General features: G+C 57.5%; 27 protein-coding genes. 5 read left to right on the top strand and 22 right to left on the bottom strand.

Annotated elements, in window-relative coordinates; all coding sequences use genetic code 11:
• Positions 1-595 precede the first annotated feature (595 nt).
• The 3 genes from ACFMO5_RS02080 to ACFMO5_RS02070 form a co-directional block, all read right to left on the bottom strand.
• On the bottom strand, positions 596-1,357 hold the full coding sequence (locus tag ACFMO5_RS02080) for a PP2C family protein-serine/threonine phosphatase (RefSeq protein ID WP_376791117.1): 762 nt from the start codon (positions 1,355-1,357) through the stop codon (positions 596-598).
• Between the two features lie 10 nt (positions 1,358-1,367).
• Positions 1,368-1,688: an FHA domain-containing protein gene (locus tag ACFMO5_RS02075; protein ID WP_376791116.1), complete on the bottom strand. Its 321-nt coding sequence runs from the start codon at positions 1,686-1,688 to the stop codon at positions 1,368-1,370.
• Between the two features lie 284 nt (positions 1,689-1,972).
• A complete protein-coding gene (locus ACFMO5_RS02070; RefSeq protein ID WP_376791115.1) occupies positions 1,973-4,468 on the bottom strand; it encodes an AAA family ATPase in 2,496 nt (831 codons plus the stop codon).
• A 282-nt stretch (positions 4,469-4,750) separates the two neighbouring features.
• Between ACFMO5_RS02070 and ACFMO5_RS02065 the strand changes: the two genes are divergently transcribed.
• Positions 4,751-5,251 carry a hypothetical protein gene (locus ACFMO5_RS02065; protein ID WP_376791114.1) on the top strand — a complete coding sequence of 167 codons (501 nt, stop codon included), beginning with the start codon at positions 4,751-4,753 and terminating at the stop codon, positions 5,249-5,251.
• A 32-nt stretch (positions 5,252-5,283) separates the two neighbouring features.
• Here the strand turns inward: ACFMO5_RS02065 and ACFMO5_RS02060 are convergent, their stop codons facing one another.
• Positions 5,284-6,180 (bottom strand): hypothetical protein, encoded by an 897-nt coding sequence (locus ACFMO5_RS02060; protein ID WP_376791113.1) that lies wholly within the window; start codon positions 6,178-6,180, stop codon positions 5,284-5,286.
• 353 nt (positions 6,181-6,533) lie between these two features.
• Between ACFMO5_RS02060 and ACFMO5_RS02055 the strand changes: the two genes are divergently transcribed.
• On the top strand, positions 6,534-7,253 hold the full coding sequence (locus ACFMO5_RS02055; protein WP_376791112.1) for an IS982 family transposase: 720 nt from the start codon (positions 6,534-6,536) through the stop codon (positions 7,251-7,253).
• Positions 7,254-7,287: 34 nt separating this feature from the next.
• Here the strand turns inward: ACFMO5_RS02055 and ACFMO5_RS02050 are convergent, their stop codons facing one another.
• The 6 genes from ACFMO5_RS02050 to ACFMO5_RS02025 all read right to left on the bottom strand — a co-directional run bounded on the left by ACFMO5_RS02050 (position 7,288) and on the right by ACFMO5_RS02025 (position 12,438).
• A complete protein-coding gene (locus ACFMO5_RS02050) occupies positions 7,288-7,872 on the bottom strand; it encodes a hypothetical protein (protein ID WP_376791111.1) in 585 nt (194 codons plus the stop codon).
• A 16-nt stretch (positions 7,873-7,888) separates the two neighbouring features.
• Complete coding sequence (locus tag ACFMO5_RS02045) at positions 7,889-8,431, bottom strand: transposase (RefSeq protein WP_376791110.1); 543 nt, start codon at positions 8,429-8,431, stop codon at positions 7,889-7,891.
• Positions 8,432-8,457: 26 nt separating this feature from the next.
• Positions 8,458-8,946, bottom strand: coding sequence for a helix-turn-helix domain-containing protein (locus tag ACFMO5_RS02040; protein ID WP_376791109.1), 489 nt, complete (start codon positions 8,944-8,946; stop codon positions 8,458-8,460).
• Positions 8,947-9,009: 63 nt separating this feature from the next.
• Positions 9,010-10,935 carry a serine/threonine protein kinase gene (locus tag ACFMO5_RS02035; protein ID WP_376791108.1) on the bottom strand — a complete coding sequence of 642 codons (1,926 nt, stop codon included), beginning with the start codon at positions 10,933-10,935 and terminating at the stop codon, positions 9,010-9,012.
• A gap of 180 nt (positions 10,936-11,115) precedes the next feature.
• Positions 11,116-12,018 (bottom strand): zinc ribbon domain-containing protein, encoded by a 903-nt coding sequence (locus ACFMO5_RS02030; RefSeq protein ID WP_376791107.1) that lies wholly within the window; start codon positions 12,016-12,018, stop codon positions 11,116-11,118.
• An 18-nt stretch (positions 12,019-12,036) separates the two neighbouring features.
• Positions 12,037-12,438, bottom strand: a complete 402-nt coding sequence (locus ACFMO5_RS02025; protein ID WP_376791106.1) for a hypothetical protein — start codon at positions 12,436-12,438, stop codon at positions 12,037-12,039.
• Between the two features lie 767 nt (positions 12,439-13,205).
• Here ACFMO5_RS02025 and ACFMO5_RS02020 point away from each other — a divergent pair.
• Complete coding sequence (locus ACFMO5_RS02020; protein WP_376791105.1) at positions 13,206-13,748, top strand: hypothetical protein; 543 nt, start codon at positions 13,206-13,208, stop codon at positions 13,746-13,748.
• Positions 13,749-13,804: 56 nt separating this feature from the next.
• Positions 13,805-14,116 (top strand): hypothetical protein, encoded by a 312-nt coding sequence (locus tag ACFMO5_RS02015; RefSeq protein WP_376791104.1) that lies wholly within the window; start codon positions 13,805-13,807, stop codon positions 14,114-14,116.
• A gap of 63 nt (positions 14,117-14,179) precedes the next feature.
• On the opposite strand, the gene ACFMO5_RS02010 is transcribed toward ACFMO5_RS02015, so the two are convergent.
• Positions 14,180-14,395, bottom strand: a complete 216-nt coding sequence (locus tag ACFMO5_RS02010) for a hypothetical protein (protein ID WP_376791103.1) — start codon at positions 14,393-14,395, stop codon at positions 14,180-14,182.
• 163 nt (positions 14,396-14,558) lie between these two features.
• Between ACFMO5_RS02010 and ACFMO5_RS02005 the strand changes: the two genes are divergently transcribed.
• Positions 14,559-14,846, top strand: coding sequence for a hypothetical protein (locus ACFMO5_RS02005; protein WP_376791102.1), 288 nt, complete (start codon positions 14,559-14,561; stop codon positions 14,844-14,846).
• Positions 14,847-15,438: 592 nt separating this feature from the next.
• Here the strand turns inward: ACFMO5_RS02005 and ACFMO5_RS02000 are convergent.
• The 11 genes from ACFMO5_RS02000 to ACFMO5_RS01950 form a co-directional block, all read right to left on the bottom strand.
• Entirely contained in the window at positions 15,439-16,002 is a 564-nt protein-coding gene (locus ACFMO5_RS02000) for a 2-oxoacid:acceptor oxidoreductase family protein (protein WP_376791101.1), read from the bottom strand.
• Between the two features lie 202 nt (positions 16,003-16,204).
• On the bottom strand, positions 16,205-16,993 hold the full coding sequence (locus ACFMO5_RS01995; protein WP_376791100.1) for a thiamine pyrophosphate-dependent enzyme: 789 nt from the start codon (positions 16,991-16,993) through the stop codon (positions 16,205-16,207).
• A gap of 85 nt (positions 16,994-17,078) precedes the next feature.
• Positions 17,079-18,191: a 3-methyl-2-oxobutanoate dehydrogenase subunit VorB gene (locus ACFMO5_RS01990; protein ID WP_376791099.1), complete on the bottom strand. Its 1,113-nt coding sequence runs from the start codon at positions 18,189-18,191 to the stop codon at positions 17,079-17,081.
• 10 nt (positions 18,192-18,201) lie between these two features.
• Positions 18,202-18,456: a ferredoxin family protein gene (locus tag ACFMO5_RS01985; protein ID WP_376791098.1), complete on the bottom strand. Its 255-nt coding sequence runs from the start codon at positions 18,454-18,456 to the stop codon at positions 18,202-18,204.
• A gap of 434 nt (positions 18,457-18,890) precedes the next feature.
• Positions 18,891-20,471 carry a glycosyltransferase family 39 protein gene (locus ACFMO5_RS01980; protein ID WP_376791097.1) on the bottom strand — a complete coding sequence of 527 codons (1,581 nt, stop codon included), beginning with the start codon at positions 20,469-20,471 and terminating at the stop codon, positions 18,891-18,893.
• Positions 20,468-21,700: an AmmeMemoRadiSam system protein B gene (gene amrB, locus ACFMO5_RS01975; RefSeq protein WP_376791096.1), complete on the bottom strand. Its 1,233-nt coding sequence runs from the start codon at positions 21,698-21,700 to the stop codon at positions 20,468-20,470. Before amrB ends, ACFMO5_RS01980 begins: the two co-directional genes overlap by 4 nt.
• Positions 21,701-21,849: 149 nt before the next feature.
• Entirely contained in the window at positions 21,850-22,653 is an 804-nt protein-coding gene (locus tag ACFMO5_RS01970) for an aldo/keto reductase (RefSeq protein ID WP_376791095.1), read from the bottom strand.
• Between the two features lie 144 nt (positions 22,654-22,797).
• Positions 22,798-23,760 carry an agmatinase family protein gene (locus ACFMO5_RS01965; protein ID WP_376791094.1) on the bottom strand — a complete coding sequence of 321 codons (963 nt, stop codon included), beginning with the start codon at positions 23,758-23,760 and terminating at the stop codon, positions 22,798-22,800.
• A 78-nt stretch (positions 23,761-23,838) separates the two neighbouring features.
• Positions 23,839-24,219 carry a holo-ACP synthase gene (gene acpS, locus ACFMO5_RS01960; protein ID WP_376791093.1) on the bottom strand — a complete coding sequence of 127 codons (381 nt, stop codon included), beginning with the start codon at positions 24,217-24,219 and terminating at the stop codon, positions 23,839-23,841.
• A gap of 32 nt (positions 24,220-24,251) precedes the next feature.
• Positions 24,252-25,016 (bottom strand): alpha/beta fold hydrolase, encoded by a 765-nt coding sequence (locus tag ACFMO5_RS01955; RefSeq protein WP_376791092.1) that lies wholly within the window; start codon positions 25,014-25,016, stop codon positions 24,252-24,254.
• Between the two features lie 239 nt (positions 25,017-25,255).
• Positions 25,256-25,483, bottom strand: a complete 228-nt coding sequence (locus tag ACFMO5_RS01950) for a DUF951 domain-containing protein (RefSeq protein ID WP_376791091.1) — start codon at positions 25,481-25,483, stop codon at positions 25,256-25,258.
• Positions 25,484-25,720: the final 237 nt, after the last annotated feature.

Below are 25,720 nucleotides of genomic sequence, written 5' to 3'. Positions count from 1 at the left end.
CTTCCCAGCCCCCAAAACCCCCTCCCAGGAATTATGCAACAGGTCTTTTAAATTGCTCAGCTGTGGAGATAACTAAGGGAACGACTGCTCCTTTCCTGTAGTTCATCTTCCTAATCCTTCCTCTTACCAACCTGACAGGTTCTCTATTGTCGTTGGACAAGATGCTCATTGAAGATGGAGGCTTATAAAGCCCGACACCAGGCGGCGGGCCTGGGTTTCCCGTCACCTCGGCCGACTGCGATACGACATAGCTTAGGGAGCGATGAAAAGGAATCCGTCGCTTACAGCTGCACCCTTCTCCTCAAACGATCCCGAGGCCACAAGCATCCCATCAAGAAAGAAGGCTACATTTTCCACCATGCTCGCGTGCTCTAAAGTGCGAAGGAGGACGCCATCTGAAACCCGTCACAGCCGTACCCTATTATCAGTCAAGACCAGAAGCTCCCCATCAGCGGAGAAGGCAACACCCAACACCAAGTCCGTGTGCTCCAGGGTGCGAAAGAAGGCAACCGAGATCCACCCCAATAGGGTGCCGATGAAGGAGCTCGAGACCCGCTATAGCCCAACCGCTTTCTTCGTGTTTCGCTCTCTTTCTTCAAACCACCTGATCCGGCGTCTTAATTCGGACAATAATAGCTGACGCATCATCCCTTGCCTGTCTTTGCTTCAGCACATCTAAGATCTGATCTAGGGCATTATCTTTTCTTGCCAATAATGCTTCAATCTCTTCCTCGCTCACCACGTCACTAAAGCCGTCGCTACATAAGAAGAGCACGTCGTCCTCAAAGTAACGTCCGCCCACCGCATTAAACTCGACGTAAATCTTCCCTTCTTTTCCTCCGAAGCAATTCAAGATCACCTTGGACTCTACGCCTGTGAGCGCTCGCAGTGATTGATCCCTTGACACCTGAACCACATAACCATCCCTAAATCGATATAGCCGACTGTCCCCCACATTAATGTAGTAGATCCGAGCTTCATAAAACAAAAGGCCAACAAGGGTCGAGCCCATACCCTTCTTATGCGGATCGGATGCCCCCTCCTCCAACAGACGCATGTGAATTTCGTCCGCCGTATTGTAAATCCACTGCTCTAGTTGTTCCTCTGTTAGGCCTCTATTCAATAAGGCCACTTTATCCCGAAACAGACCCAACACCATCTCAGCGGCCACTTCTCCGGCTTGATGTCCTCCCATACCATCAGCAATCGCCAATAGAAGCCTATCGCCTTCTTCAATACGCATGTCCATGCGAACCACCCCATCCCTTATGATTTCATTGCCAATGAGAAGCCTGTCCTCATTATGATCTCGGGCGTGACCCGGCTGAGTGAATGCCTCAATCCGCAGTTTTATCATTCACGAGCTCCTACATCCGTTTGGTTTTCTCGTTCGCTACATCCTCGATCTGCACATAAAACTCAATGTTTCCGACAAGCAAAAATGAATCATCCCGCAATGGACAAGCCTGACCTGGCTGCAACAGCTTGCCATTATATTTTGTGCCGTTTGTCGAACCCAGGTCGGTCACCGTCCATCCCGATGAGGGATCAAAGACAAACCGACAGTGCCTCCTCGAGATCTGTTCAAAACCTCTCAACACCTCAGCAAACCGTCCCTCTTTGCGACCCAATATATCTCCAGACTGTACCTCCAGCTCAATCCCAAGGGTCTTATTGATCAGACGCAACTTCGGCACCTCCATGAGGCTCGATGGGGAGGAGCCTGAGGGGGACGATCGTTGCGCCGAAAGCGAAGGGATTGCCGGCCCCTGACCGAACACGGGGCTTGCAGCTGCAGCCTCCCGTTGAGCGGAGTTTTCACTTGCTTTAATCAAAGCTGTCCCATCATAGCCACAGTATTTACCCTTCCCGAACCTCCCACACTTCGGACATACAGACAGCTCATTCCCACACTGATCACAAAATAACGAGTCGACATCGATCTCTACCTTGCAATACGGGCAAATTCCACTCATCGCCCAACCCCTATAAAATCTTCCTCCGTGATGACCAACAGGTTCTCAGGGTTAATCAAACCTTGATCGACCAGTTTCGCTATCCTCGCCGCCTGATTCTGAAGCACCTGCTCGAAAATGTTCCTCACAGTTCTTGCATTTGCGAATCGTTCATCGCGGTGCTGGTAAATGTGCTCCATAAGCTGAGACAGTTTCGATTCTGCCTCAGACGTAAGCTTCATACCCTTTAAGCTCACAAACTTCTTGAAGATCAGTGTCAGCTCATCGGGGTTATAGTCATCAAAGTCGATATATTTGGTGAAGCGTGAAGCTAACCCGGGATTAGTATAAAGAAAGCGTTCCATCTCCTTCGGATATCCGGCCACAATAACCACAAATTTCCCGCGGTCATCTTCCATCCTCTTCAGTAATGTATCTATCGCTTCCCTGCCGAAAACATCCCGCGCCAACGTATAAGCCTCATCAATAAACAGAATCCCGCCCATGGCCTCATCAATCTTGGCGTTCACCTTAGGGGCCGTATGACCTACATATTTACCCACCAGGTCCTTGCGATCCACCTCCACGACATGACCTTTCGCCAGCAAACCGAGGGACTTCAGAACCCTACCGAGAACCCTGGCCACACTCGTCTTTCCGGTCCCCGGATTGCCCCTGAACACGAAGTGAACATTTAGCTGACTTTCCGCCCCTGCTTCAGGAAACATAGAACGCCGCAGCTTCTCGGCACGCAAGTAATATCCGAGCTTTCGAACTTCCTCCTTGACCCTGCTGAGCCCTACAAAGGAGTCCAATTCGCTTAACGCGGTTTCCAGATCGACATCGATAGATTCAGTGGGAATATCCTCTTCGCGAATCAAGGAGAGCTCCGCTTCCTCAACCATTCCCTCACGACTCACCCGTTGAGACTGACGAGCGATAACTGACTCAAGCAAGTTCCGTATTTCGCGCGCGTTGGCAAAGTTGGATCCTCGGTTGCTCCACAGTTTCCGTATCGCAGCGGCAGCTTTCTGTTCAGCCAGGGCATCAAGCCTATACCCGTGCTGCCTAACCATGACCCTAAAAATCTCGATAAGTTCTTCCGCGGTGTAATCCGGCAGATGGAAATATCTGGTGAAACGAGAACGAAGCCCCGGGTTGGCGTCCAGAAACTTCTCCATAGGCTTGGGATAGCCTGCGACTATCACCACGAACTTACCGCGATCATCTTCCATCCGCTTCAATAACGTATCGATTGCTTCCTGGCCAAACAGATCACTATCACTTTGCTTCAGCGTATAGGCTTCATCAATAAACAGGATCCCTCCCATGGCCTCATCAATCTTGGCGTTCGTCTTGGGGGCCGTGTGCCCCACATACTCACCCACTAAATCCTTTCGATCTACCTCCACAACATGTCCCCTACTCAAGAGACCCAGAGCGAAAAAAATATCCCCAAGCTTCCTTGCTATCGTTGTCTTTCCGGTTCCCGGATTCCCAGTAATAACCATATGGAGATTAGGCCGAAAGGCTTTGCCTCCGGCCTTTGCTCTTTCTTTTTGGACTTTTAGAGTATCTGCCAATGCTCGAATTTCCTTCTTTATCTCTTCCATGCCCACGAGCTCGTTTAGCTCCCCCAGAATGTCATCCAAAGTTTTCTCATGCAGAATCTCGCCTTTGATATCCTCCTCTCGGATCACATTGTCATCAACAGCCCCATTCCCCACTCGTATCAAGTAGTTCTTAACAGCTGCCTCCGCTTCTTGCACAGCAACATGACCATTACCGAACGAGCTATCTTTGTATCGGTAAAGGAAAGCGAATCGCTTCCGCAAACGCTCCCGGGCTTCCTCCGAAATCTCAAAACCTTTACGCCTTATTTCCTGCTCGCAGATCAAAAACAGCTGGGCTGCATCAGGCTCCGGTAACCGAAACTGATATGGAAACAAGCTGGCAACACCGGGATTCCTGTCCAAATACTCTCTGAAACCATACGGAAGCCCAACCCACCAAACAATCGGATCACCCAAAGAACTTCTCATCTCAAGACAAAGAGGGTCGAGCGGATCCACGGTTCCGGAATATCCAGCCGGCACCAGCTTATGCACGTCATTGATTATAAGGAAGCCTCCTTTCAATCTCTGGAAATTGTTTTTAAGATCTTTGCTAAACTGCGCGTACTCAACTGCCTCAACGATCCGGATATCGCTGATCATCCCCGCTTCTCGAAAGATACCTTCCGCTATGTTAACCAACTTCGATTTTCCAGTGCCCGGGGCTCCTATAACAATTGCATTAAAATTTGGGCACGAAGTAGACGGATTTCGATTCTTCCTTTGACGAAAAGCAAGCGCTATATTACGAATTTCGGTAATTTTTTCTTTTATCTCTTCCAAGCCGATTAGTTCATCCAAATTGGCTATCTGGGTGCTGGATAAACTTTTTCCGCACCGCTTGCAATATTTCGCAATTTCTCGATTCGGCGTCTGACACTCCGCACACACAAGTGACATCTTCTCACCCCTCTATTTGCCTAATCGTGGGTTAAACAGGCGAACACTAAAAGCTTCACCCTCACCGCCTTTTTTCTACTTCGTACTTATACAGCTCGTTAGCCTGTTCTACATTGTGTCTCTCTAGCTCATCCCAGGCACGACGGATCTTCTTTCGTGCTATCAAGCAATAAATGAGACTTGCTCAGTTGTAAACATCGGGTAAGCGTGGTGGAATAGGGCTGGCGCGTTGAGTCAAACCCTCCTCCAATCTTTGGAAGCTGGGCTTTGAGGGAGACCCGTATGGGGAAAGACGAGAGCCGTTATGGGATCGTTGCCCAAATGGCTTATCGCCTGGCCCAACAGGTCTGGCCACGCTATTCCCATCCGAAGAGCCTTCATCTCTACACCCTCCCCCAATTGGCGGCCTGTGTGCTGTTCACCTTTTACCTCAAGCTCAGCAACGGGTTTCGGAATGGGTTGCGGCGGGATGCCCGGCGCGATGCCTGTAAGCAGGGCTGGTCGATCGTTGGGGATGCCGGTTTTGACGGACGAGGGGTCACGGCGCGCGATGGGATCCCCTTCATCTGCCGGGGCGGCCAACGGGTCGATCCGAAGCGACGAGCCCGGGCGGAGTGGGGGGATGCGGCCGGGTGGGATGGCGGGTATGATCCGCACGGGAAGGCGGAGACGGTGAACTCCGTCATCCAGCGCAAGTTTGGTGATGCCCTTCGCTCGCGTCGAGCCTCTCTCCAGCACCGGGAGCCGGCGATCCAGGCCTTGGTCGACAACCTCTATCGCTAACTTCTCCACCCCATCTTTGCAACAGAGCAACCTTATCCGCCCAATTTCTCCAAGCGTGTGGCTATAACACTAAGTTTTGCTCTTGCAGTTTCAGCTTTCATTAGGTTTTGATAGTACCTCTGCATAGTCTCAAGTGACGTCTCATAAGCCTGCTTTTCCTCATTTGTAAGTTGACTTCTTTCATCAATTTCCATATGGTACCGCCAAGCAAAATAGACACTTGGTATCAACAACAACCACCCGAGGACAGCAACTACAGCACCTGCAAGAGCACCAACAATAAGGCCGATGACCGCACCGATTAGACCTCCCCAGGCAAAACCAATGCTTACGCCAATTAGTACAATAGGTATATAAGGTGCTAGCAACCAACCAGGCGGCTCACCATTTGACTTTGGCCAAATAAGATACAGAATGCTCCAGCCAGCAACAATTAATGAAAATAGTGCGTATTTAAGCAGCTTTTTCAAATTTGGATCCTTCTTTGCCACTTTTATCCGCTCTTCAACTAGTTGCTTATATGCGCTTCTGACCTCGCTCTCTTTTGTATGATGCTCGTTTGCGATTTGAGTCTGAACCGCGCGAACCTGCTCTTTAATAATCTTAGCTTCCCGCTTATACCGGGCAAGGATAGGCGCCTCAGTAGTGCACTGTTCAATGCAGTCCCTAACTTCTTCATACAGCTTCACAAATTGCTCCCAATCTTTGGGATCATCACTCTTACTTACTGCCTCTGCCAGAGGTACAAATAAGTCCTCTGGGAGTCTTAAAAGCACTTCTTGCAACAGCGGATCCCTAGAGTTTTTCTCAAGAAGCTCCTTAAACTGACGTATAAACCCCAAAGGATCGCGAGCACTTTGCCCAGCTACCACGATCCCATGACTCATCTCGACAATCAGTTGTTCTGGAATCTTAGTCTGAATGTCCATGGTCTATAAGTCTTCGATTCATCTCAAATAATGTGTTTATAGTCGAAAGATCAAGGGCTTCACCAAGCCGCAAGAGTGTGGAAGATAGAACCACAAACTGCTTGTAGCTGATCTTCTCTCCGTAATTATTTTTAAAATTATATCGACCAACGAACTGCCAATGTAATGTTTCAACCAGTACTGACACTCTCGGACTTCCTCCGGCTCCATAGAGTCCGTGAGATTGTTTAATAGATCGATAAGTTCTTCAATATTTTTAACCCAAGTTGCCGCCTTGGGACCTGAGAGTGGAGAATCCACGGGTTTCAGGGTAAGGTTAGCGATGCATTTATCCCTACCACTGAGGTTCCTCCATGGAGGCATTTATCAGCGATCGCATTATAGCCATCTATTGCTTATGCGACGATTTGTTAAAAGCACTACACCATCACAAAGATCCACAAAGGCAAATGAGTGATGCTAAAGTGATAACAACCGCCATTACCGCCGCCTTATTTTTCCATGGTAACTTCGAGACGGCGCGTGCGTATCTGAAGGACAACGGTATGATCCCTTCTATGCTGAGCAAAAGCCGCTTCCATCGCCGATTACACCGCATCCGAGACCTATTTTTGACGCTGTTCTCCACCTTGGGCGAAATATGGAAGCAGCTCAATGCCGATTCCATCTACATCATAGACAGTTTTCCTATCCCTGTGTGCGATAACTATCGAATTCGACGCTGTCGGCTCTATCGCTCTCCAGAATATCGAGACTACATTGCCAGTAAGAGGCGGTATTTCTACGGGCTTAAGATTCACGTGTTGGCGACGGCCAACGGCGAACCGGTGGAGGTCTTCCTCACCCCTGGTTCGGCCAGCGACGTGGCTTGCCTGGAAGGTTTCCAGTGGGACTTACCCCCTGGTGCCACGGTCTATGTCGACCGGGGATACAACGACGCTGCCTTTGAAGCCGTGGCGGCTCAAGATGGTGAATTCGCCGTCCAGCCGATGCGGCAAGCCAACATGAAAAACAATTTCCACCCCGGATTCGTTATTTGCAACAAGTTTATCGCAAGCGGGTCGAGACGATAGGCAGTTTGCTTGAGCGACTCTTGCCCAAGTCGATTCACGCTGTCACCTCTGTTGGCTTTGAGCTCAAGGTCATTTTGTTTGTATTAGCCGTGAGCATCAACCTCGCCGTAAGGTAGCAACTTGAGTTATCCCAAACTCCACCAGCTATACCTACAATACTCTGTCGATAATCCTCTAACGTTTCTTTGAAATGACGACGCCAGCGCGAAGGAAACCAGATCGTTGATCGCACCTTTTTCAAGACCTCCCCAAACATCGCCCTATCAAGCGCCTCAACTTCTGTCTGGATAACGCAAGCCTCTCGGTCAAACCGCTTAACAATAGGCGACTCTGGCACATTTGTCTTGATAAAGTCCGCAACTGCCTCATATAGCTTCACAAAGCGCTCCCAATCCTCATACCTGTCACTTTCCATTACCTTCTCTGCTAATGGAACAAACAGATCCTCCGGGAGCCTTAAAAGCGCTTCCCCCAGCATTGCATCCCCTGGCCTGCTCCCGAGAAGTCCCTTAAACTTTTGCATGAATTCCGCAGAGTCCTGGCTCTCCTGGGCAGCCGCTACAATCGCCCGGCTCATCTCATCGATCAGTTGATCCCGGACCTCTCCTTCGATCCCCATAGCTTATACCACTTGTCTATTGAAAGACCGTATTTTCGGTGGGGGAGCTCTTCACTGCTTCTCGTATCCAACCCCATCCAGCCAAGCGCCTAATCCTTTCCGGATCAGCCGCCCATCGCTCAAGCTCTCGCTCTATCGCCGCCTTCTTCTTCTCCATGTCCCCATACACCTCCCCCTCCACCCGGCGTCGAAGCTCCTCGATCACCCGCTCCGTTGGATTGAGCTCCGGTGCACAGGAAGGTTGTTCGATCAACCTCACCCCCACCGCCCTCACCCTGCGGGCTCGATGGCTCGGTGCCCTGTCCCATATCAACACCTCTATCCCTTTCTCCTTCCATCCCTTCACGACCTCCGCCACAGCTTCCTGTTTCAAGTTCGTTGTCCATTGCCAATCCAATTTACCCTCTATCCCATTGACCGCCAGATGCAAATACGCCCACTCATAGCACCGCTCCAACCGCTGGCGAATCTTCACACCCCGTGGCGCCCAGACCCGCCGCACTTGCCCAATCAACCCGACTCGCATTTCATCTGCCCAGGCAATCCCCGATACCTCCATCGCCCCAGCCTTTCTCCACTCGGCGGCTAAGCCCCCTTTTTCCACTCCTCCTGCGCTTCCAAAGAGGCCTGAGGGGCAACCGGACGAGGGACCTTCTTCCTCAAATTTAAGCGTGCAAACACCCAACGCATCCCCCAGTAGGTGTACGAAACCCCGCAGGTCTCTCGGGCCCAGATGACCCCGTCCCATATGGTGCGAAGCACGCCTTGAGCCGCTAATTCTTTCAGCTGCGCTTCCTCCTCTGGAGTTAAGCGGGGTTTCCTGCCCCCATGCCCCCCGTGGCGGTGGCGCAGGATCTCCTCCACACCACCCTGCCGATACCAGGCCACCCAATCCTGGAGGGTCCGATAATGGACCCCAACCACCTGAGCCGTCTCTCGGAGGGAATGCCCTTTCCGCAGCCACCACAAAGCCTGTAGACGGCTGCGCCTTTGGGGGTCCTTTTCCTTCCTGTAGAGGTTGTATAGAGTTTGTTCGTCTTCCCGCCAATCGATCTGCAAACGGCGTCCGCGCATTCTCAATCCCCAACCTGGGATTTGCAGCATTATATATTGCGGTTTTTAAAATGGCAATTGGTATTATATCCTTTCCTTCGCGTCCAGTATCGCGCCGATGATTGAGAGGTCAAGATCCTCCCCAAGGCGCAAAAGTGTCAAGGAGAGAACAACAAATTGGTTAGAGCTGATCCCTGGCTCGACCAACATTTCCATAATTATGTCAGTTAGCGAACGGCCCATGTAATGCTTGAGCCAGTACGCACACTCCTTGACTTCGTTTGGCTCCATAGGGACGGAGAGCTTTTCGAGGAGATCCTTCAACTCCTCGACGCTTTGGATAACCTGGCCATGCCATTCCCAGCCTTGCTTCAAGGCATACCTCAAGCTTAACTCATCCCGGCGACCGAGCCTCCTCCAAGTATCCACTGAATCCCGAAGTTCCTCGAAGCCCTGAAGCCAGAGCGAAAGTTTGGAAAATGGATCCGCGAGATCATCCACGATTCGACGCTTGAGCCCCGGATCGGTTACGAGTAACAACTCCTCAGGGCTACTGAACCACGCGTCCCCAAGCCTCAGCCTTTTCCTTTGTTCGCTCTCCAACGAAAGAATCAACGCGTTCAGCGCAGCCCTTGAAGGTGCACTCTTAAAAAGCTTCCGAAAGTTGTCTGCCTGCTCCTTGTAACCCCTCGCTTCTAGGAAGAGATAGAAGGAGGCATTGTTATTTTTCAGCTCAGCTTCGTAATGAGCGAAGTGCTCCTCGAGGTGAGCTGCTATCTCCTCCGCGGTGGAGTATGACTTTCCATCGATTCCGCGAAAGCCTCGCTCGGGATCCAGGAGATAAATCGCCTTCACAAGCCCGGCGTTCTGGTCGCGCGGGTACTCATCCTCGACGATAACCTCAACCGCGGTATAGAGAAACTGATTCGCCGGCTTCAACCACTCGCTTATCGTCTTTTTGTAAAGATGTCTCTTGCCCAAATCCGGATACTTTTCCATCAGCTCCGCCAGAGAGACCGGATCGTCAGCGATCAGCTGCTCTCCTGCCACCATCCCAAAGATGAACGGCTTATACTCGGTTGGCGCTTCGTATCGCACTGCAACAGGTTCCCCGCGCAGCCAGCGCTGAACCTCTTCGTATCCCCAGCGATTAACAGGGTTGACCGGGATGAGCCCGCGGATCAGGTGTTGCAGCTCACGAGGCATATCCTCAGGGATGCGAACTGCGCCCTCCATCTTGATTCGCATCATCGCGTATTCTGAATACCCCCCAAAGGGATCGTGCCCCATCCAGAGATGGAGAAGGGTAATTCCCAAGGCGTAATAATCCACCGACTTATCAATGATGGTTTGTCCACCAACATTCTGAAAAAGCTCTGGCGCCGCGTAACTGTTCGTGCGAGCAGTCCCGCTCAAGGCTTTTGAAAAGCCGGGGTTCAACACAGAGGATATCCCAAAGTCACCGATGACCAAGTCTCTCTTCTCAGGGTCTCGCCAAAAAATGTTGCTCGGCTTAATATCCCTGTGGATGATTCCGCGGCTGTGGCAGTAATGAAGAGCTTCTACAACTTCCTTAATGATCTGCTTTAAACGCTCCATAGATCGGATGGGAGCATCTTCAGCCAGCGATCCCCCCCGTGCAAACTCCATCACCTCAAAGAACCGATTTCCATACCAGCCGTAGTCGATAAGAGCAATGATGTCCGAATGACGAATCTCTTTTAGTGTCCTAACAACATCCTCCTTTGGCGAAAAAGCGGGATAGTAGAGTTTAAGAACGAACTGTTGCCTCTCGCTCTCTATCAAAAAGGTTTCCGACTCACCAGATACTGAGAGCTCACGAACGATGCGATAAGACTTCCCATTGAGCACTATTTCATCCCCCCCCATGCGGCTCCGAACACCCGAGGGGATAACCTCCTGCAGCTCGCGAGAAGTCCCCCTTTGGACGCCAGATGATATCATCGGCCCGCCGCCCCTTTCGGTCCTCTCGTCTTCGTGGAAGTTCATGACTGGTCCTCCCATTTCTGTTTTTGGAGGACTATATCAGCAGTATCTCATTAATCGTTGAGCTAATTGAATGCCCGTCTGCAAATCCCCATACATTGGGATTTAGCACTGTTTGATATCTACATATCGCCTCACAAAAGAGGACCCGCTGTTTGGCCCAATGGTTAAGGGGCATCACTACTATATCTCAACCTCTTTCATTTCATATTCCACCCGAAAGATCCATTCTCCTCCCGGAGCGGGGTCAGCGCATGCGGAGGGGCCTTCGGGATGCAGACACTGGTAAGCATTGCACAACCACCCAACAAGAGTCTTGTTCATCACAGGAAGAAGAACCTTCAAAGCCCCGAAAAATCGCCTTGCCTCCTGATTTGTATTGAAAGTCCTCTTCTGAACGCTTTTCAAAAGGGAAAGGGCCTGGGACTCCTTCAGCTTTGCATCCGATTCTTGAGCTTTAGAAACCTGCTGCATTGCTTCTTCGAAATCAGCCGATCCAAACAAGGAAGCACTCGAACTGGCCTTTGCTTTGCTCTTCCTCTCCCCGTAGTATCGCTTCAGCTCCTCTAATACCTCCTGTCCGGCAGTTCTCTTATCCGCTAACCCTTCCTGTCCCGCAGCAGATACGGGTGATGTTTCCCCTAATGCTTCTATCAGCCTGCTGATCTCCGCATCCTTCCGAAGGTCCTCTAGTAGCTCCAGGGCCTGCCGAGTTAAAGGGATGTTGCATTCCGGGCAAAAGTCAAATATTCGCTGCTTGTGACAGCCTGGACACACCACACCATCAACAGGGTTCCCGCACGCTGGACAAAATCGAGCATCTGCATCAAGGGGAGCGTAACAAAAACAGCACTGGCCCGTTAGCAACCAAGCCCCACATACCTCACATATATCTCCACCCGGAAGGGTCGTGGCGCCGCATTTAGGACAACGACCGCTAACTCCAAGCGGCTGACCACAGCCCTCGCAAAACATAGCTTCTTCCTCGTTTTCCGCCCCGCAGCTAGCACATACTTTCTTCTCAGTGGGGGCTATCCTCGCAGACTCTATATGCTCCTTCGCCCAGCGCTCGGCTTCTTGCTCCATCGTCACACCCCAACTGTTTTAGCTTAAAAGCTTCTTGGACAGAAAATGAATAACTTCTACCGATCCTCGAGCGAAGCCAAGTAGTACTCTAAAGGCGATCTTGAAAACACCACGGACCAAGTCGGCAGCCAAGCTCCCAACCATGCTATCGGCTGCATGCTTTCCAATAACGAGGGCCGCCAGCCACTGCAGGGCGACCAGCCCTGTTATCGCGATGAACCCTGCCATAAGGATCTTCGAGAAGATCGAAGGTCTTAGAAACCACGGCAGAAGAAATGTGTACAAAATCATAGAAACTAAAACTCGCGCAGCTCCGCGGCTTCCAAATAAAATCAAGGCAACTGCTGAGGCCCATCCGAAGACGAGGAATCCGTAACCGAGCGCTATAAATATCACATCAATGTTGTTTAGTTCCATCATCCCCAGCCTCATAGCCCAGCATCTTGTTGAATAACCTCTAACTTGAACCTTATAACTGCCATCCCCATGGCAAAGCGCTCAACGCAGGGCTTTTTTATGAAGCGAAACCCGAGTCTGGACAGGCCACCAAGCGATGACAGACATCCATGGTGAGTTGAGAGACTTCCTAGGCCAGCAGAAGACGAAGAGGGATCGGATCGCCGCCAGGCAGTGGTTGACGGTGGAATCGTGAATAGAAACCGCGAAGGGTAACTGATGAAATCCCTCTGGACTCAATATAGGAGAGGAAGGAAAAACTCACCCCAAGCCCCCCACGGAACGGGAACGAGGAGGATCGTGAACTCCAAACCCTTCGGACCTCTAACCCCCATCGCTTCTTCCTTCCGAAATAGGACGAACAGACCGAACGGGAAACAAAAACGATTCCGTCGGGAGCTTGGCGGAGACCGCTTTTTATGATTTTTTATGATATGCTTAAGGTGATCTCCGCGCCGCCGGTGCCGGCGTGGGAATCTGCCCTCCGGTCGGTGCCACCCACACCGCTGAGGGCATTTTTGTTTAAAAGATTACTTTGATTTATACCACCTAACACCCCTTTTGTCAAGTTCCACATGCTAGGTGATTATTCACCTGCTGGTGAAATTGCAGTAAATAGGGAGAAACACCCTCCAGAAGAGAGGACCCGTGCGGTTGTTGTTCATCCTCCCCAAAGTAGAGCTAGAGAATATTCAACGGCCCGAGGTTTGCCCCCAGCCAGGCGGCAAATTGTGCTCTATCTCTTGAGGCTGAGTTACGGGGCCCTCCCCCTGCTCCTCGAGGCCCTGGGATGGTGGATGAGCCAGATCCTGGTCTACCGGACGGTCCAGGAGGCCGTCCGGCGGGTGCCGGGGATGAAGCGGAAGGAAGTCTTGGAGGGGATCCGGACACCCGCGATCGGGAGCGATGTCCCCAGCGTGAAGGGGAAGGGGAAGGGGTACCCGATGGGAGTGGTGGTGGAGGAGCGGACCGGCCTGGTGCTCACGGTGGACGGGTTGGCGGGGGAGGATGCGAGGACCTGGAAGGAATGGCTGGAGCCGGTGGGGGAGGCCGTGGGAGCCCAGGTGCTGGGGACCGACGATGCGGAGGCTGGCCAAGCAGTGGCCGATGGATTGGGGCTGGCCCATCCAGTGAGCACGAACCCCGGGCAGCGGAATACGGAGCGGTGGGTGGAGGAATTCAGGGGGCGGGCCGAGCCGGATGCCGATGGCGCCCTGGGCGCCCTTGGGGCCTCACCGGAGCAGGCGGTGGTGGATGGGGCTCGGTTGAAATAACTGGTCCGGGAGCGGCGGCCGGAGGGAGGGAAGGAGATGGGGAAAATGTTGGAGAAATGCTGGAACGCGAGGCCCCCGAGGGAGGGGGAGAAGGCGAGCATAGCGGATCGGATTCGGTGGTGATGGTTGGATCGGTGGAATCGATGGCCGCGGTGGACGAAGGATCGGCCGTGGGAAGGGCCGAATGGGGAACGACTGAACGGGACCCACCATGCGAGCGAGCCATTGGGTGGTGGATGAAGGAGCGATATCGGACGATGCGGGGGTATCCGCGGGAGGAGTCCGCGGTGAACGGGCGTCGGCTTCTGGCCAGGTGTGGAAATCACTTGAAGAGAGGTGGAGCGAATCTGGCCATGGTGCTGGGCTAAAGGGTTAAAAACCTAGGGAGGGCGATCCGGCTCTGCCACCAGGTTACTCATATTTTTGAACAATCACAGACAAGGGGCCCAGTCTGGTCTGGCAGCGAGGAGGCGACGGGCATCCGGGATGAAGGGGAAACTCAGGGTCCGCAGCAAGTTCAACGCCGCGTTGCGCACCCGGCTCAACCCATCGCCGATCTTCCGACCGTGCAGGCGACCCTCAGCCATCGGGACATCCCGCCCATAGAAAACGCCGTTCTCGATACCCCAATGGTGACGCAAATCCATTGCCGCCTGCTCGGCCGTGAAGAACCAGCAGAAGCCGCTCCCGGCGATCTAAAAGAGTTACAACCCCTTGCGGCGCCTCCTATACTCTGATGGCTTAAAGGGTTCCGCTGGTCACCCACTACCGACCAATCCGGCGTCCCACGATCGGCATCGGGACCCGATCTTGGACGACAAAGATCGTGTCTGCGGTCAGGTGTTTAACTGGTTCACCTACACCATCTGGAAGGGCACCTACCACCCCTGTTCCACAATTGAGAAGATCGTGCGCGGATTCGTCCAGAGCATCCCTACACGCCAACTGGCCGAGGAGTTGGAACTGGACTATGGCATCCTTTCGAAATGGTGGCATCGCCTTCAGCGCCTGGGGCTGGAGCATCGGCCCATCGACCTGCTGCTGGATGAAGAAATGGGGGCCGATGAGCGGTTCCAAAATGTAGGCGAGAAGGGCTAACGGCATCCGGACCTTAATGATCTACTGCGCCGCCGAGCCAACAAACGGCATAGGCTTGGGACAATGGAGAACGACCGCCCACCCATCTGGGGTGTGGTCGGCCGCTCTTCCAGGCAGATCCGTCCTACGGTCTGCGATCACACTCAACCAGCCACCATTCGATCCCAGGTGGAGGCGAACACTCGCCCGACAACAACCTGCTCTGTTGCAAACATTGGGTACTCGTGGTTTAATACGGATCGCTCGGGCGGAGTGGGTGGCGGCCGCCCGGTGGACTAGCGGGTATGGTCAACGTTGGAAGGCGGAAACAGTGCCTTCGGTCATCCCGCGCCCGTTGGGTGATGCCCTTCGCTCGCGCTTGGCGGTTCTCCCGTGCCGCGAGCCGGCGATCCAGGCATTGATCGACAACCCCCATCGCCAGTTTCTTCATTAGCCCTCTTCATCTTCGCAACAGAGCATGTTAAAGTGCAATAGTGCCCGTTCTCTTCCTGGGAACACCTGTCACAGCCCTCCGGTTCCCCCTGGCGTCAGATGGCGAGAATCACGAACGCCGTGCCCTTTGAAGGCGATCTCCCCGCCCCCAGGGCCGCGATCACGAGAGCAGCGCGGGCGAGCAAGCGAGCTGAGCGGCGCGGGCGCCTTCCCGCAGGGCCTGGATGTTTTGCTCGATCAAGTGCCGGTGGCGCCCCGGCATATGTTCTTGAAGGGCCCGCTCCACCTGCTCCAGCGTCAGCACAGGAAGCCGAGCCAGCAACGCCCCGACCAGCACCATATTCGCCAGACGCCGATCCCCCAGCGCCTCCGCCATCTCGCTGGCCGGAAGCGCCACCACCTCCACATCCGTCCGCTCAACCTCCCGCCCGGCCATCGAAGCGTTCACCACCAGCACGCCCCCGGACTGCACAAGGGGCTCATATTTATCCAGCGAGGGCCGGTTCATGACGATGGCCGCGCGCGGATAACGCACCAGGGGGGAGCCGATCTCTTCATCGGAAATGATCACGGTGCAGTTCGCTGTGCCCCCGCGCATCTCCGGGCCATAGGAGGGGAACCAGGTCACGTTCTTCCCCGCATCCATGGCCGCGTAGGCGAGGACCTGACCGGCAAACAGGATCCCTTGCCCGCCGAATCCGGCGATGACGATTTCGACCTGCATCTTTGCGCCTCCGGCTCGAAAATCTGGTCACGCTCACGCCATAAATGGGAGTTACGTAATTCAAAGCCCATGAGAATGGCCCCTCCCCTTCCCTACGGCCTTGGGGCTATGGGGAGGGGAGGTGAAAATCTTTTTTGGGGGGTGGAGCTGCGCTTTCGGCGCGCGGCTCCGCCTCCAAAGCCCCCACCTCATGGACAAAACACTACACGCGCAATCCCTTGAGCTCGGGGAGCACTTTGAATTCCCCGAGGGGGAAGACAGGCACCATCATTTCTTCCACCCAATGCATCGCCTCAATCGGGGAAAGCCCCCAGTTGGTCGGACAAGTGGAAAGCAGCTCCACGAAGGAGAAGCCTAACCCCCGGACCTGGGCCTCGAAGGCCATGCGGATCGCCTTCTTCGCCAGGCGGATGTTTTTCGGGTCGTGGAGGCTGCGCCGCGCCACGTAACTCGACCCCTCCAGGTTCGCCAGCATCTCCGCCATTCGGATCGGGAAGCCGCTCCGGCGCACATCCCGCCCGTTCGGCGTTGTGGTCGTGCGCTGGCCCGGAACGGTGGTGGGAGCCATCTGGCCCCCGGTCATCCCATAATTGGCGTTGTTGATAAAGATGACCGTGATGTTCTCTCCCCGCACAGCGGTGTGGATGATCTCCCCCATTCCGATGGAAGCCAGATCGCCGTCGCCCTGATAGGTGAAGACGATGCGATCGGGCAACATCCGCTTGATGCCCGTGGCCATCGCCGGCGCCCGACCGTGAGGCGCCTCCACAAAATCCACATCGAAGTAGTTATAAGCGAACACCGAGCACCCCACCGAGGCCACCCCAATGGTGCGCTCCCGCAGGCCCATCTCCTCCAGGACCTCGGCGACCAGGCGATGGGCCACGCCATGGGTGCACCCTGGGCAATAATGGCTGTGCACCTCGATCAGAACGCGCGGGCGCTCATAGACTTTCTCGTAAATCATCTCCGGCGCAGTTACGGTCGCCATCTCCACTGCTCCTCCAAAAGGGTTATGCCGGACATCCGCCGCATTCCTCGGGATCTCGGAGCAGGCCGCGATGCCCATCCCATAGCTACACCACAAGGCTCAGACGCTGGAACCAAGCTTCCCGTGGATCTTCCTCCGGGCGCGGCAGGTGGTGGGCGATCCGACGGATTTCAGCGAGGATCTCCTCCGGGAAGGGAACCACGCCGCCCATCCGGCCGTAGAACGCCACCGGGACACGACGGGCCACCGCCAGCATCACGTCATCTAACATCTGGCCGGCGTTCATTTCGACGACCAGGAAAGCTTGAGCCTGTCGGCAGAGCGCCTCGATCGCGGCGTAGGGGAAGGGGCTCAGGGTGATCGGCCGCAGCAACCCCACCCGGATTCCCTCGGCGCGGGCTGCCCGCACCGCCGAGAGCGCCACCCGCCCGGCGATCCCAAACCCCACCACCACGAACTCCGCGTCGTCCAGGTAGTATTCCCGATAGCGCACCTCGTTCGCTTGGATCTGACGCCAGCGCTCCAGCAGGCGTTTGTTGGTCTTCTCCTCCTCATAAGGATCCAGATAGATGGAGCTCAGAACCCGCCGGGGGCGGCCCTGGGCGCCCGTCACCGCCCACTCCGGCCGGGCCCGGGGGATCTCCCGCATCGGCGGCAGCTCCGCCGGCTCCATCATCTGACCGATGCTCCCGTCGGTCAGCACCACCGCGATCGCCCGGTACTTTTCCGCCAAATCGAAGGCCAATACGGTGAGATCGATGGCCTCCTGAACCGTGGCCGGCGCCAGGGTGATCACCCGGTAATCCCCATGGCCGCCGCCGCGGACGATCTGGTTGTAATCCCCCTGGGAGGGTGCGATGTTCCCTAGACCTGGCCCCCCGCGCATCACATCAATGATCACGCAGGGAACCTCGGTGCCCGCGATGTAGGAGAGACCCTCCATCATCAGGCTGATCCCAGGACCTGAGGAGGAAGTCATCACGCGAGCGCCGGTGCACGCGGCCCCGTACACCATATTGATGGCCGCGATCTCGCTCTCTGCCTGGACAAACACTCGGCCCAGCTCGGGCATGCGCCGGGCCATGTATTCCAAGAGCTCGGTCTGAGGCGTGATGGGATACCCGAAGTAGGCCTCCACCCCGGCCCGGATCGCCGCCTCCGCCATCGCCTCATTGCCTTTGAGCAACTCCCGTGCCATGGCCACCTCCTCAAACCAGTGAGGGTGCGCGCTGGGCTCGAACCGGCGCCTGCCGGTAGACCGTGATGGCCCCCTCCGGGCACACCACCGCACACACCTCACACCCGGTGCATCGCTCTGGATCCACCAGGTGCGCCGGGTGATACCCCTTCGGCGTCCATCGATCCCATGCCAACCCCAGCGCCTTCTGAGGACAGAAATGCACGCAGAGCTCGCACCCTTTGCAGAACCGCTCATCCACGGTGATCCAACCCTTCACGGCCATCGGAAGCCTCCTGAGAGATAAATGAGAAAAATCCGTACATCGCCCGGAGACTCCATTCCAGCAGTGCGGTGATGCGGTAGAGTGGAGAGAGCGTTTGGGGAAATCCAGAGGGTAAAGCGATGGGTCGGAGGGAGCTACTGGGTGAGGAGTATAAAAGAATCCCTTCGCTCGATCGCCCGCCCCCGAGCCCAAGAAGCCAGGGCCCCAGGAGGCGCAGGACCGAGCCGATCCAAAGAAGCCAATCCAGAATCCTGGGCTCGTCCTTTCGGCGCGTGCAGATCATAGAAGAGGAAGAGCTTTTCTCCTCGTTTCACTGTCAATTATAAACGAAATCCACCGGGAGGCGAATTTAAATCCACAGAAATCAGATTATTTCGATCAAGATAATGAGCGAAAATTTTTACAGCCCCTGGGCTTCTGATCAATGCCTGATTTCACGGGAACTCATACCGCCGCACCTCTACCAGTGGGAACCCCCAGCGCTCGGTCAGCCGGCCGTGGGCGTCCAGCCACCGCCGCACCAGGTCCCGATCGTCCCACATGGCGGCCTCGGAGTAGATCAGCCAGACCACTTTCCGGCCCCGCACCAACGAAGCCATCCGGGCCGCCACCTCCGCTTCCCCCAGGAGGTATTTCCCCTCGGGTGTCCGGTAATTCGTGGCCGGAGCCCACACGCCCTCATAGGGCTGGCGGAAGTAGTAATCGAAGACGTACTGAACATAGCCGATGTGGAACAGGATGAGATCCCCAGGCCGGTATTCGGCAGCAACGACCCGGGCCGCTGACCGGAAGTCCGATTTGATCGGCTGAGCGGCCTGGGCCCACAGGCCGACCGCCATCGGGGTCAGCGCCAACGCCAGGGCCAGCATCCGGGGGATACGCCCAGGGATCCGCTCCCAGCCCAGCGCGGCGAGGGCGAACCAGGCGGGGGCCGCGGCGATCAAGTAGCGCTCCACGAAGAGCGGCCGGCAAAGGGAGAGCAAGGAGAGCAACGCCCATGGGCTCAGCGCCCACAAGGCCAGCGCCCCGCGGGTCCGCCACGGGGCGCGGCCCGTCAGGATCCCCAGGGCCATCAGCCCGGCCAGCGGGAGCAGCCCCCAATCCGGGAATCCCCCCCACACACCTACCGCGAGCCCCCAGGCCAACATGCCAAGCCCTTCCAGCGGCAGGACCCGGGGGAAGCCGGTCTCGCCACAAACCGGGCGGATCCCCCCGTCCCAGCGAATCACCTGCTCGATTTGCCAACGCAATAGGGGGAGATCCGCCAGCAGCAACAAGGCTCCCGCGATCGCCATTCCCACCCAAGCTTTTCGCGGCCACCCTCCCCGGGCCAGAGTCAAACCCAGGAAGGCTGGGAGGAAGAGGGCGAACAGGATGTGGCTGTATAACCCCAGGCCCAGCCAGAGCGCCGCCTCCAGCCACCCCACCGGATCCCGACGGGCGGTCTCCCCCGCTCCCCAGGCCGCCAGGAAGAGGAAAACCAGGAGGGAGTACATCTTCGCCTCCTGGCCATACCAGACCATAAAGGGAGCCGCTGCCAGAAACCAGGCCGTCAGCCGCGCAACAGAAGGTGGGAGATCGCGTCGGAAAAGGGCAACGCTGAGGGCGACCGCGAGGACCCCGAACCCGACGGAGGGGAACCGGAGGGCGAACTCCGAATCGCCGGCGAGGCGAACCCACTGGAAGAGCCCGATGAAATAGAGCGGTCCGTTAAAGCCAGGGCGGGTCAACAACGCACCCAACGCCTCCCATCCGGCCTGGGCCCCCCGTTGGAACGCCCCTTCCACCTCGGCCGAGAGGTCCCGACCGAACCGCAGGGCATCCACTTCATCCCGCCAGAGGGGCTGGGCCGTGAGGCTGGAAACCCGCAAGGCGAAGGCCAGCAGGATGAGAAGGATGAGACGGAGGTCCGGAGGCCTGCGGGCGCTCCGCAGGCCCGCCCGGATCGCCCGTCCTACGCCCAGGCTGATCCCCAAGCCGGTTAGGAAAGCGAACAGCGGAACCTTCAGGTTCATCGCCACACGAGGCCGCAGATGGAGACGACCGAGGTCCCCTGCTCGTCCGCCGGACAGAGCTCATAGCCCACCGGCTCGCCCGCCGTGGGCTCGAGCGCCCGCAGGGCCAGGTAGATCGGGGAGACACCGCAGACGTTGTTGCGGTCCTTCGTCCGCCGGATCTCGGCGAAGAAGCCGGCCGCATCTCCGGCGGCCATACGGTCGATCAAGGCTTCGTCGTCGGCCTTCAAGCGGGCCCGCCCTTGCAGGTCCAGCGGACGGCCGCCGAAGGCGGGGCCGACGTGGGCCAGATCCCCGGCGGCCACCACCACGGCCCGCCGCCCGGCGATGAACGTCCGCAAGGTCTCGACGAACCGCGCGATCACCGGATCGGACATCGGATCGCGATCTTCCCCAATGAAGGAAACAAAGGGGCCGCACAAAATGGGGACCACCTCCACCGGCTTCCCCTCGCGGATCGCATGGAGCCACACAGCGGCCAGCTCGATGGAATGCTCGCCCCGGTGACGAAGCTCGCCGGCGAAGGCGGCGTCCTCCCCCAGCACCCGCGCCAGGGCGTCCACGATCGGCAGGGCGGTGGGCAGCACTCCGAAAGGCGTGGCGTAATGCTGCCGGGTCAGGGTGATCGAACGATCTTCCCCATAGTGGTCGGTCCCCAGGAGGATGACCAGATCTGCCTCCCGCACGAACGGGGCCGCCCGCCTCCAGACGCGGGCGTAGATCCGGCCGCCCCGCGCGTAGTCGATATGCGGGCTGAGCAACCCACGCCCGGTTTCCTCTGGATCTTCCCCCCGCGCTTCTTCTTCAAACCGACGGAGCAGTTGTCGCAACGCCGTCGGATCCTCCGGGTAGACCTCCTCCGCCAGCATCGGCGGCCGGAAAGGAGCACGGCGATAGATCTCCAGCGCGCGGGCTTGGGCTTCGCGGAAGCGCTCGTTTTCCAGCAGATACAATTCATCCAGGGTCACGATCAGCGAGCGGAGCGTTTCCTCATCCACGCGCACGCCATAGCGCACCATCAGGGCGGCGCGGATGGCCCGCAAGTCCCGCGTCCCATCACATAAGGCCAGAAGCGGGGCCAGGGGTTGAGGGATCAACGCCATCTGCTCCGAGAGCCGGAGAGGATCCCGGAGGAGCAGATAGGGGCGGCCGTTGCGGCGGATCGGGCGAACGTCGACCGCTCGGATCCGAGGATAGGATAAGGGATCGCGCAGCGGGCTCCCTTCCATTGACCCTCCTTCACGGTCTCAATGTGGATGATCCGACAGCTCGGCGGAGGATTCGCACACGCCCACCCTATGTTCATGTAGGGGCACCCCTTGTGAGTGCCCCTACACGCACCCCGCAGCCTTGCGCGCCCCGCCCCCTGAAGCCGTAATCATGCGGGGAAGTGCGCATCGATCCAGACCACATCCTCAGGGTCGAGGGTGAAGTCGAGCGCCCCCAGGTTCTCCTGGAGGTGCTCGATTCGCTCGGTTTTAAAAATCACGATCACATCCCGCCGTCGGACCAGGAAATTCAGCACCACCTGGTGCGGGCTTCGACCGTAGCGGGCGGCGATCCGCTCGATCCCCCGCCAACGGGGGCTCCGCCGGGGGATCTGGCCTTCCCAGAACGGCGAATAACCGGAAACCGTGACGCCCGTCTCCTGGCAATAAGGCAGAAGGTCCCGCTCGAGCCGCCGGTGGGTCAGGTTGTATTCCACCTGATCGTTCACCAAGACATACGGGTGAAACATCGCCTGGGCCCGCCGAAGCTCCCGCACCCCGAAGTTGCTTACCCCGACGAACCGCACCTTCCCCTGCTCGATCAACATCCGGAACGCCCGGAGGGTCTCTTCCAAAGGGGTGTCCCGCTCCAGCCAATGTAACAGGTAGAGATCGATGTAAGATGTGCGGAGCCTACGAAGGCTCCCCTCACAGGCCGCCAAGGTCCCGTGATAGGTGGCGTGCTGGGGGGCCACTTTGGTGGTGATAAAGACCTGTTCTCGGATCCCCCGAATCGCCTCTCCCACTACCTCCTCCGCCCCCGGATAGAGCTCGGCGGTGTCGATATGGAAGATTCCCCGATCCACCGCGGCCCGGATGGTCTCCCGCATCGCCGCCGGATCACGGATGTTCCAGGTCCCCAGGGCGAAGATGGGAAGCTGGATCCCGGTGCGTCCCAGCTCGACCATCCACATGGATCGCCTCCTGTAGGAGCACTCACAAGGGATGCCCCCTTGTGGATGCCCCAAAGCGGGCATAAAGCCTGCCCATACAAGGGGAAGGTGAGATAGGTTTCTTCGCGGGGTGGGGGCCGCCTTCGGCGGCCTTCACCAAAATATTTAAGAAGGCATGGAAGTCGCTTGCCCCACCAGAAAAGCGTATGCCACAGTTGCCGCCAGGGCCACGGTCCGGCCATCCGGATCCAGGGGCGGCGCGGTTTCCACCAGATCCATCCCCAGACAGGCGGGATGGGCCGCCAGACGCCGCACCAGGCTCACACCCTCGAAGGCCGTAAGCCCTCCTGGGCTGAGGGCGGAAACGCCCGGCGCATAGGCGGGATCGAACACATCCATATCAAAGCTGATGAAGAACCCCGCTGTTCCCTCAACGACCGCCGCCAGAGCTTCCGCCGCGATCGCCTCCGGATCCCCTCTATGGACCCGGGCCGCCGGCACCATCCGGATCCCGTACCGGCGCGCCGTTTCAGCATAGAACCGGCTGTTCCGCCCTCCCAGCAGGCCGATCTGAACCAGGCGTCCGCCCTCCAGGACCCCTTCCACCAGCAGGCGCCCGAAGGGGGTCCCACTGGTGATCTCCCCTTCCACAGGCTCCCGCAGATCGTGATGGGCATCGAACTGGATCACACCGATGGAGCGCCCCCCGAGGCCTTCCCTCAGGCCACGGATCGTGGCATAGGAGAGGCTGTGATCGCCACCCAAAATCAGGAGGCGCAGCCCACGGCGGACCACCTGGGCCACTACGGCGGCCACCCGGCGATGGGTCTCGTGGATGTCCCCATGCACCACCGCCACGTCCCCCAGATCGATCACCCCGAGCCGTTCCGCAAGATCGATTCCGCTTTCCAAATCGAACGCCGTCATCCGATATAGGGCGCGGCGGATCGCCGTCGGGGCTTCCCGCGCACCCCGGCGGCCGATCACCGCGGTGTCGAAGGGGATCCCAATCAGCGCAATGCGCGCCCGCTCGAGCTCCCCCACTTGAAGATCCCCCACCCGTACGTCATGGGGATCCGGGGGGACCGGGGAGCGCTCCGCCGGACGCAGCCACGGGATGCTTTCCATGAGCTCTCCGCCCACGGTGGCTTCTTCCCTATGGTCTTGGGAGGACCAAGCGGGCTCTCGGGCCGTTCCCTTGCGACCTCAGGCCCCTGTGGAGACGACCACGGCGATGGCAAAGCCGCCGTCGTGGGTCATGCTGACCGCCCATTGCCGCAGGCCGAGCACCCGGGCGCGCTCGGCCGCCCACCCGTGCAGGTGCACGTGGGGCTGCCCCCGATGGTCCGGCAGGATCTCCACATCGTAGAAGCCGATGCCCTCGCGGGCCATGATCCGCAGGCCCACCCCCAGAGCCTTCGCTGTTGCCTCCTTCGCCGCGAAGCGGGCCGCATATTCGAACACTCGACCCCGACAGGCCCGGCGCTCCGCCGGCGTAAAGACCCGCTGGAGGAACCGCTCCCCAAACCGGGTAACCGCCCGTTCCACTCGCCGGATCTCAACGATATCGATTCCAATCGCTAACATCCCCTTGTCCTCGTTTGATCAGATCGTGCTGATCACGCTAAGTGATCCAGAAAGGAGCGAACGGCCTCCGCCACCGCCTCCGGCTGCTCCAGCATGACCATATGGCCGGCTCCCTCGATTCGAACCAGCTGCGCCCCGGGGATATGGGCGGCCAGATATTCTGCGTATTTCATGGGGGTCATGCGATCCGCTGTGCCTCCGATCACCAGGGTCGGCACCCGGATCGCCTCCAACCGGCCCATCACATCGAACGCATCGCACGCCCGATAGTCCCCCTCGACGACCGTCGGATCCATCGCCAGCAGCATGCGGCGGCCCTCCTCTACGAGCTGGGCCGGTGGGGCCATCCCCCAGCTCCATTCGGTGATCAGATCTACGGTTTTGGGGAAGTTCGAACGCAGGCCCTCTAAGATCTGGGGGCTCACCCGAAGCCGGGCCCCGGTGGCGATCAAGACCAACCCGGCCACCCGCTCTGGGTGATGCAGCGCTGCCCACTGCGCGATGGCACCCCCCATCGAATGCCCAACCCAGACCGCCTCCGGGATCCCGACGGCTTCCATCCAACGCACGATCACTTCCGCGTATTCCGCGATGGAGGATCGACCGCGCCCCCGGGAGCGCCCATGGCCCGGAAGATCGATGGCGTAAACGATCGCCCCCCGGAGGTTGCGCAATGTCCCCGGCCACACCAGATGCGATTCCCCCGCGCCGTGGATCAGGATCAGGGAGCGGCGAGCCCCGGGATCCGCATGGACGGCGTAGTAAAGCACTTCCCCATCGATGATCTGTTCCGGCATATCGTGCCTCCAGTCGAGGGCCCAATCGTAGCTGGTGCGTGACCTGGAAGCGAGCCCAGGCGGGCCCCCTTGCCTATCCCTCGCCTGATTCTATTGTGAAGGAGAACGAGCAGGAGACCAAGCCGCTCTCCATGATAATGTGAGTTAAGCCCTTTCGCTGGCCTCAGCGGTGATCCGAAACCCATTCAAGGTGTGGAGGTTGTGCAAGGGAGGGACGCGGTGGGATAAAGAGCGGACGCTCAGCGATCGGACGAGGGCGCTGGCGGCACAAGGGGCGGGCGGGTGCAACGGACGATCCGCCGGACCCGGCGTTCGAACTCCCGGCGGGGCAACAGCACCCGACGGCCGCAGGTCAGACAGCGGATCCCGATATCCGCCCCCACCCGCACCACCTGCCACTCCGTCCCCCCACATGGATGGGGCTTGCGCAACTGCACCACATCATCCAGATGGATCTCCAGCGGCATCGCTCCTCCCCAGGATCGTCTCTGGAGGCCTGTCTCTCTAACATCGGCTTTTCAACTTTCCGAAAGACACAATGCACCTATCCGCCGAAGTGATCCGTGGGATTTCTGGGAGAGGTGAGCTGCTTCCGCGGCTCATCCATCCCAGAAAATCTTCCTTAAGAAAGTGTCCGAGAAATATGCCGGAAGCCCCGTAACGGTTCCACCCTTTTCACGCAACGCCTATATGGGTATCCGGAG

This window comes from Thermoflexus sp., assembly GCF_042408365.1.
Taxonomy (GTDB): domain Bacteria; phylum Chloroflexota; class Anaerolineae; order Thermoflexales; family Thermoflexaceae; genus Thermoflexus.
Note: the sequence above shows the minus strand (reverse complement) of the source record. Positions and strands in the feature narration are given on the sequence as shown.

Bases quoted from the DNA above. Each gene is read 5' to 3' on its own strand.
- ACFMO5_RS02080 (WP_376791117.1), bottom strand. From the start codon at position 1,357: ATGATAAAACTGCGGATTGAGGCATTCACTCAGCCGGGTCACGCCCGA.
- ACFMO5_RS02070 (WP_376791115.1), bottom strand. From the start codon at position 4,468: ATGTCACTTGTGTGTGCGGAGTGTCAGACGCCGAATCGAGAAATTGCG.
- ACFMO5_RS02065 (WP_376791114.1), top strand. From the start codon at position 4,751: ATGGGGAAAGACGAGAGCCGTTATGGGATCGTTGCCCAAATGGCTTAT.
- ACFMO5_RS02060 (WP_376791113.1), bottom strand. From the start codon at position 6,180: ATGGACATTCAGACTAAGATTCCAGAACAACTGATTGTCGAGATGAGT.
- ACFMO5_RS02055 (WP_376791112.1), top strand. From the start codon at position 6,534: ATGGAGGCATTTATCAGCGATCGCATTATAGCCATCTATTGCTTATGC.
- ACFMO5_RS02050 (WP_376791111.1), bottom strand. From the start codon at position 7,872: ATGGGGATCGAAGGAGAGGTCCGGGATCAACTGATCGATGAGATGAGC.
- ACFMO5_RS02045 (WP_376791110.1), bottom strand. From the start codon at position 8,431: ATGGAGGTATCGGGGATTGCCTGGGCAGATGAAATGCGAGTCGGGTTG.
- ACFMO5_RS02040 (WP_376791109.1), bottom strand. From the start codon at position 8,946: ATGCGCGGACGCCGTTTGCAGATCGATTGGCGGGAAGACGAACAAACT.
- ACFMO5_RS02035 (WP_376791108.1), bottom strand. From the start codon at position 10,935: ATGAACTTCCACGAAGACGAGAGGACCGAAAGGGGCGGCGGGCCGATG.
- ACFMO5_RS02030 (WP_376791107.1), bottom strand. From the start codon at position 12,018: ATGGAGCAAGAAGCCGAGCGCTGGGCGAAGGAGCATATAGAGTCTGCG.
- ACFMO5_RS02025 (WP_376791106.1), bottom strand. From the start codon at position 12,438: ATGATGGAACTAAACAACATTGATGTGATATTTATAGCGCTCGGTTAC.
- ACFMO5_RS02015 (WP_376791104.1), top strand. From the start codon at position 13,805: ATGCTGGAACGCGAGGCCCCCGAGGGAGGGGGAGAAGGCGAGCATAGC.
- ACFMO5_RS02010 (WP_376791103.1), bottom strand. From the start codon at position 14,395: ATGGATTTGCGTCACCATTGGGGTATCGAGAACGGCGTTTTCTATGGG.
- ACFMO5_RS02000 (WP_376791101.1), bottom strand. From the start codon at position 16,002: ATGCAGGTCGAAATCGTCATCGCCGGATTCGGCGGGCAAGGGATCCTG.
- ACFMO5_RS01995 (WP_376791100.1), bottom strand. From the start codon at position 16,993: ATGGCGACCGTAACTGCGCCGGAGATGATTTACGAGAAAGTCTATGAG.
- ACFMO5_RS01990 (WP_376791099.1), bottom strand. From the start codon at position 18,191: ATGGCACGGGAGTTGCTCAAAGGCAATGAGGCGATGGCGGAGGCGGCG.
- ACFMO5_RS01985 (WP_376791098.1), bottom strand. From the start codon at position 18,456: ATGGCCGTGAAGGGTTGGATCACCGTGGATGAGCGGTTCTGCAAAGGG.
- ACFMO5_RS01980 (WP_376791097.1), bottom strand. From the start codon at position 20,471: ATGAACCTGAAGGTTCCGCTGTTCGCTTTCCTAACCGGCTTGGGGATC.
- amrB (WP_376791096.1), bottom strand. From the start codon at position 21,700: ATGGAAGGGAGCCCGCTGCGCGATCCCTTATCCTATCCTCGGATCCGA.
- ACFMO5_RS01970 (WP_376791095.1), bottom strand. From the start codon at position 22,653: ATGTGGATGGTCGAGCTGGGACGCACCGGGATCCAGCTTCCCATCTTC.
- ACFMO5_RS01965 (WP_376791094.1), bottom strand. From the start codon at position 23,760: ATGGAAAGCATCCCGTGGCTGCGTCCGGCGGAGCGCTCCCCGGTCCCC.
- acpS (WP_376791093.1), bottom strand. From the start codon at position 24,219: ATGTTAGCGATTGGAATCGATATCGTTGAGATCCGGCGAGTGGAACGG.
- ACFMO5_RS01955 (WP_376791092.1), bottom strand. From the start codon at position 25,016: ATGCCGGAACAGATCATCGATGGGGAAGTGCTTTACTACGCCGTCCAT.
- ACFMO5_RS01950 (WP_376791091.1), bottom strand. From the start codon at position 25,483: ATGCCGCTGGAGATCCATCTGGATGATGTGGTGCAGTTGCGCAAGCCC.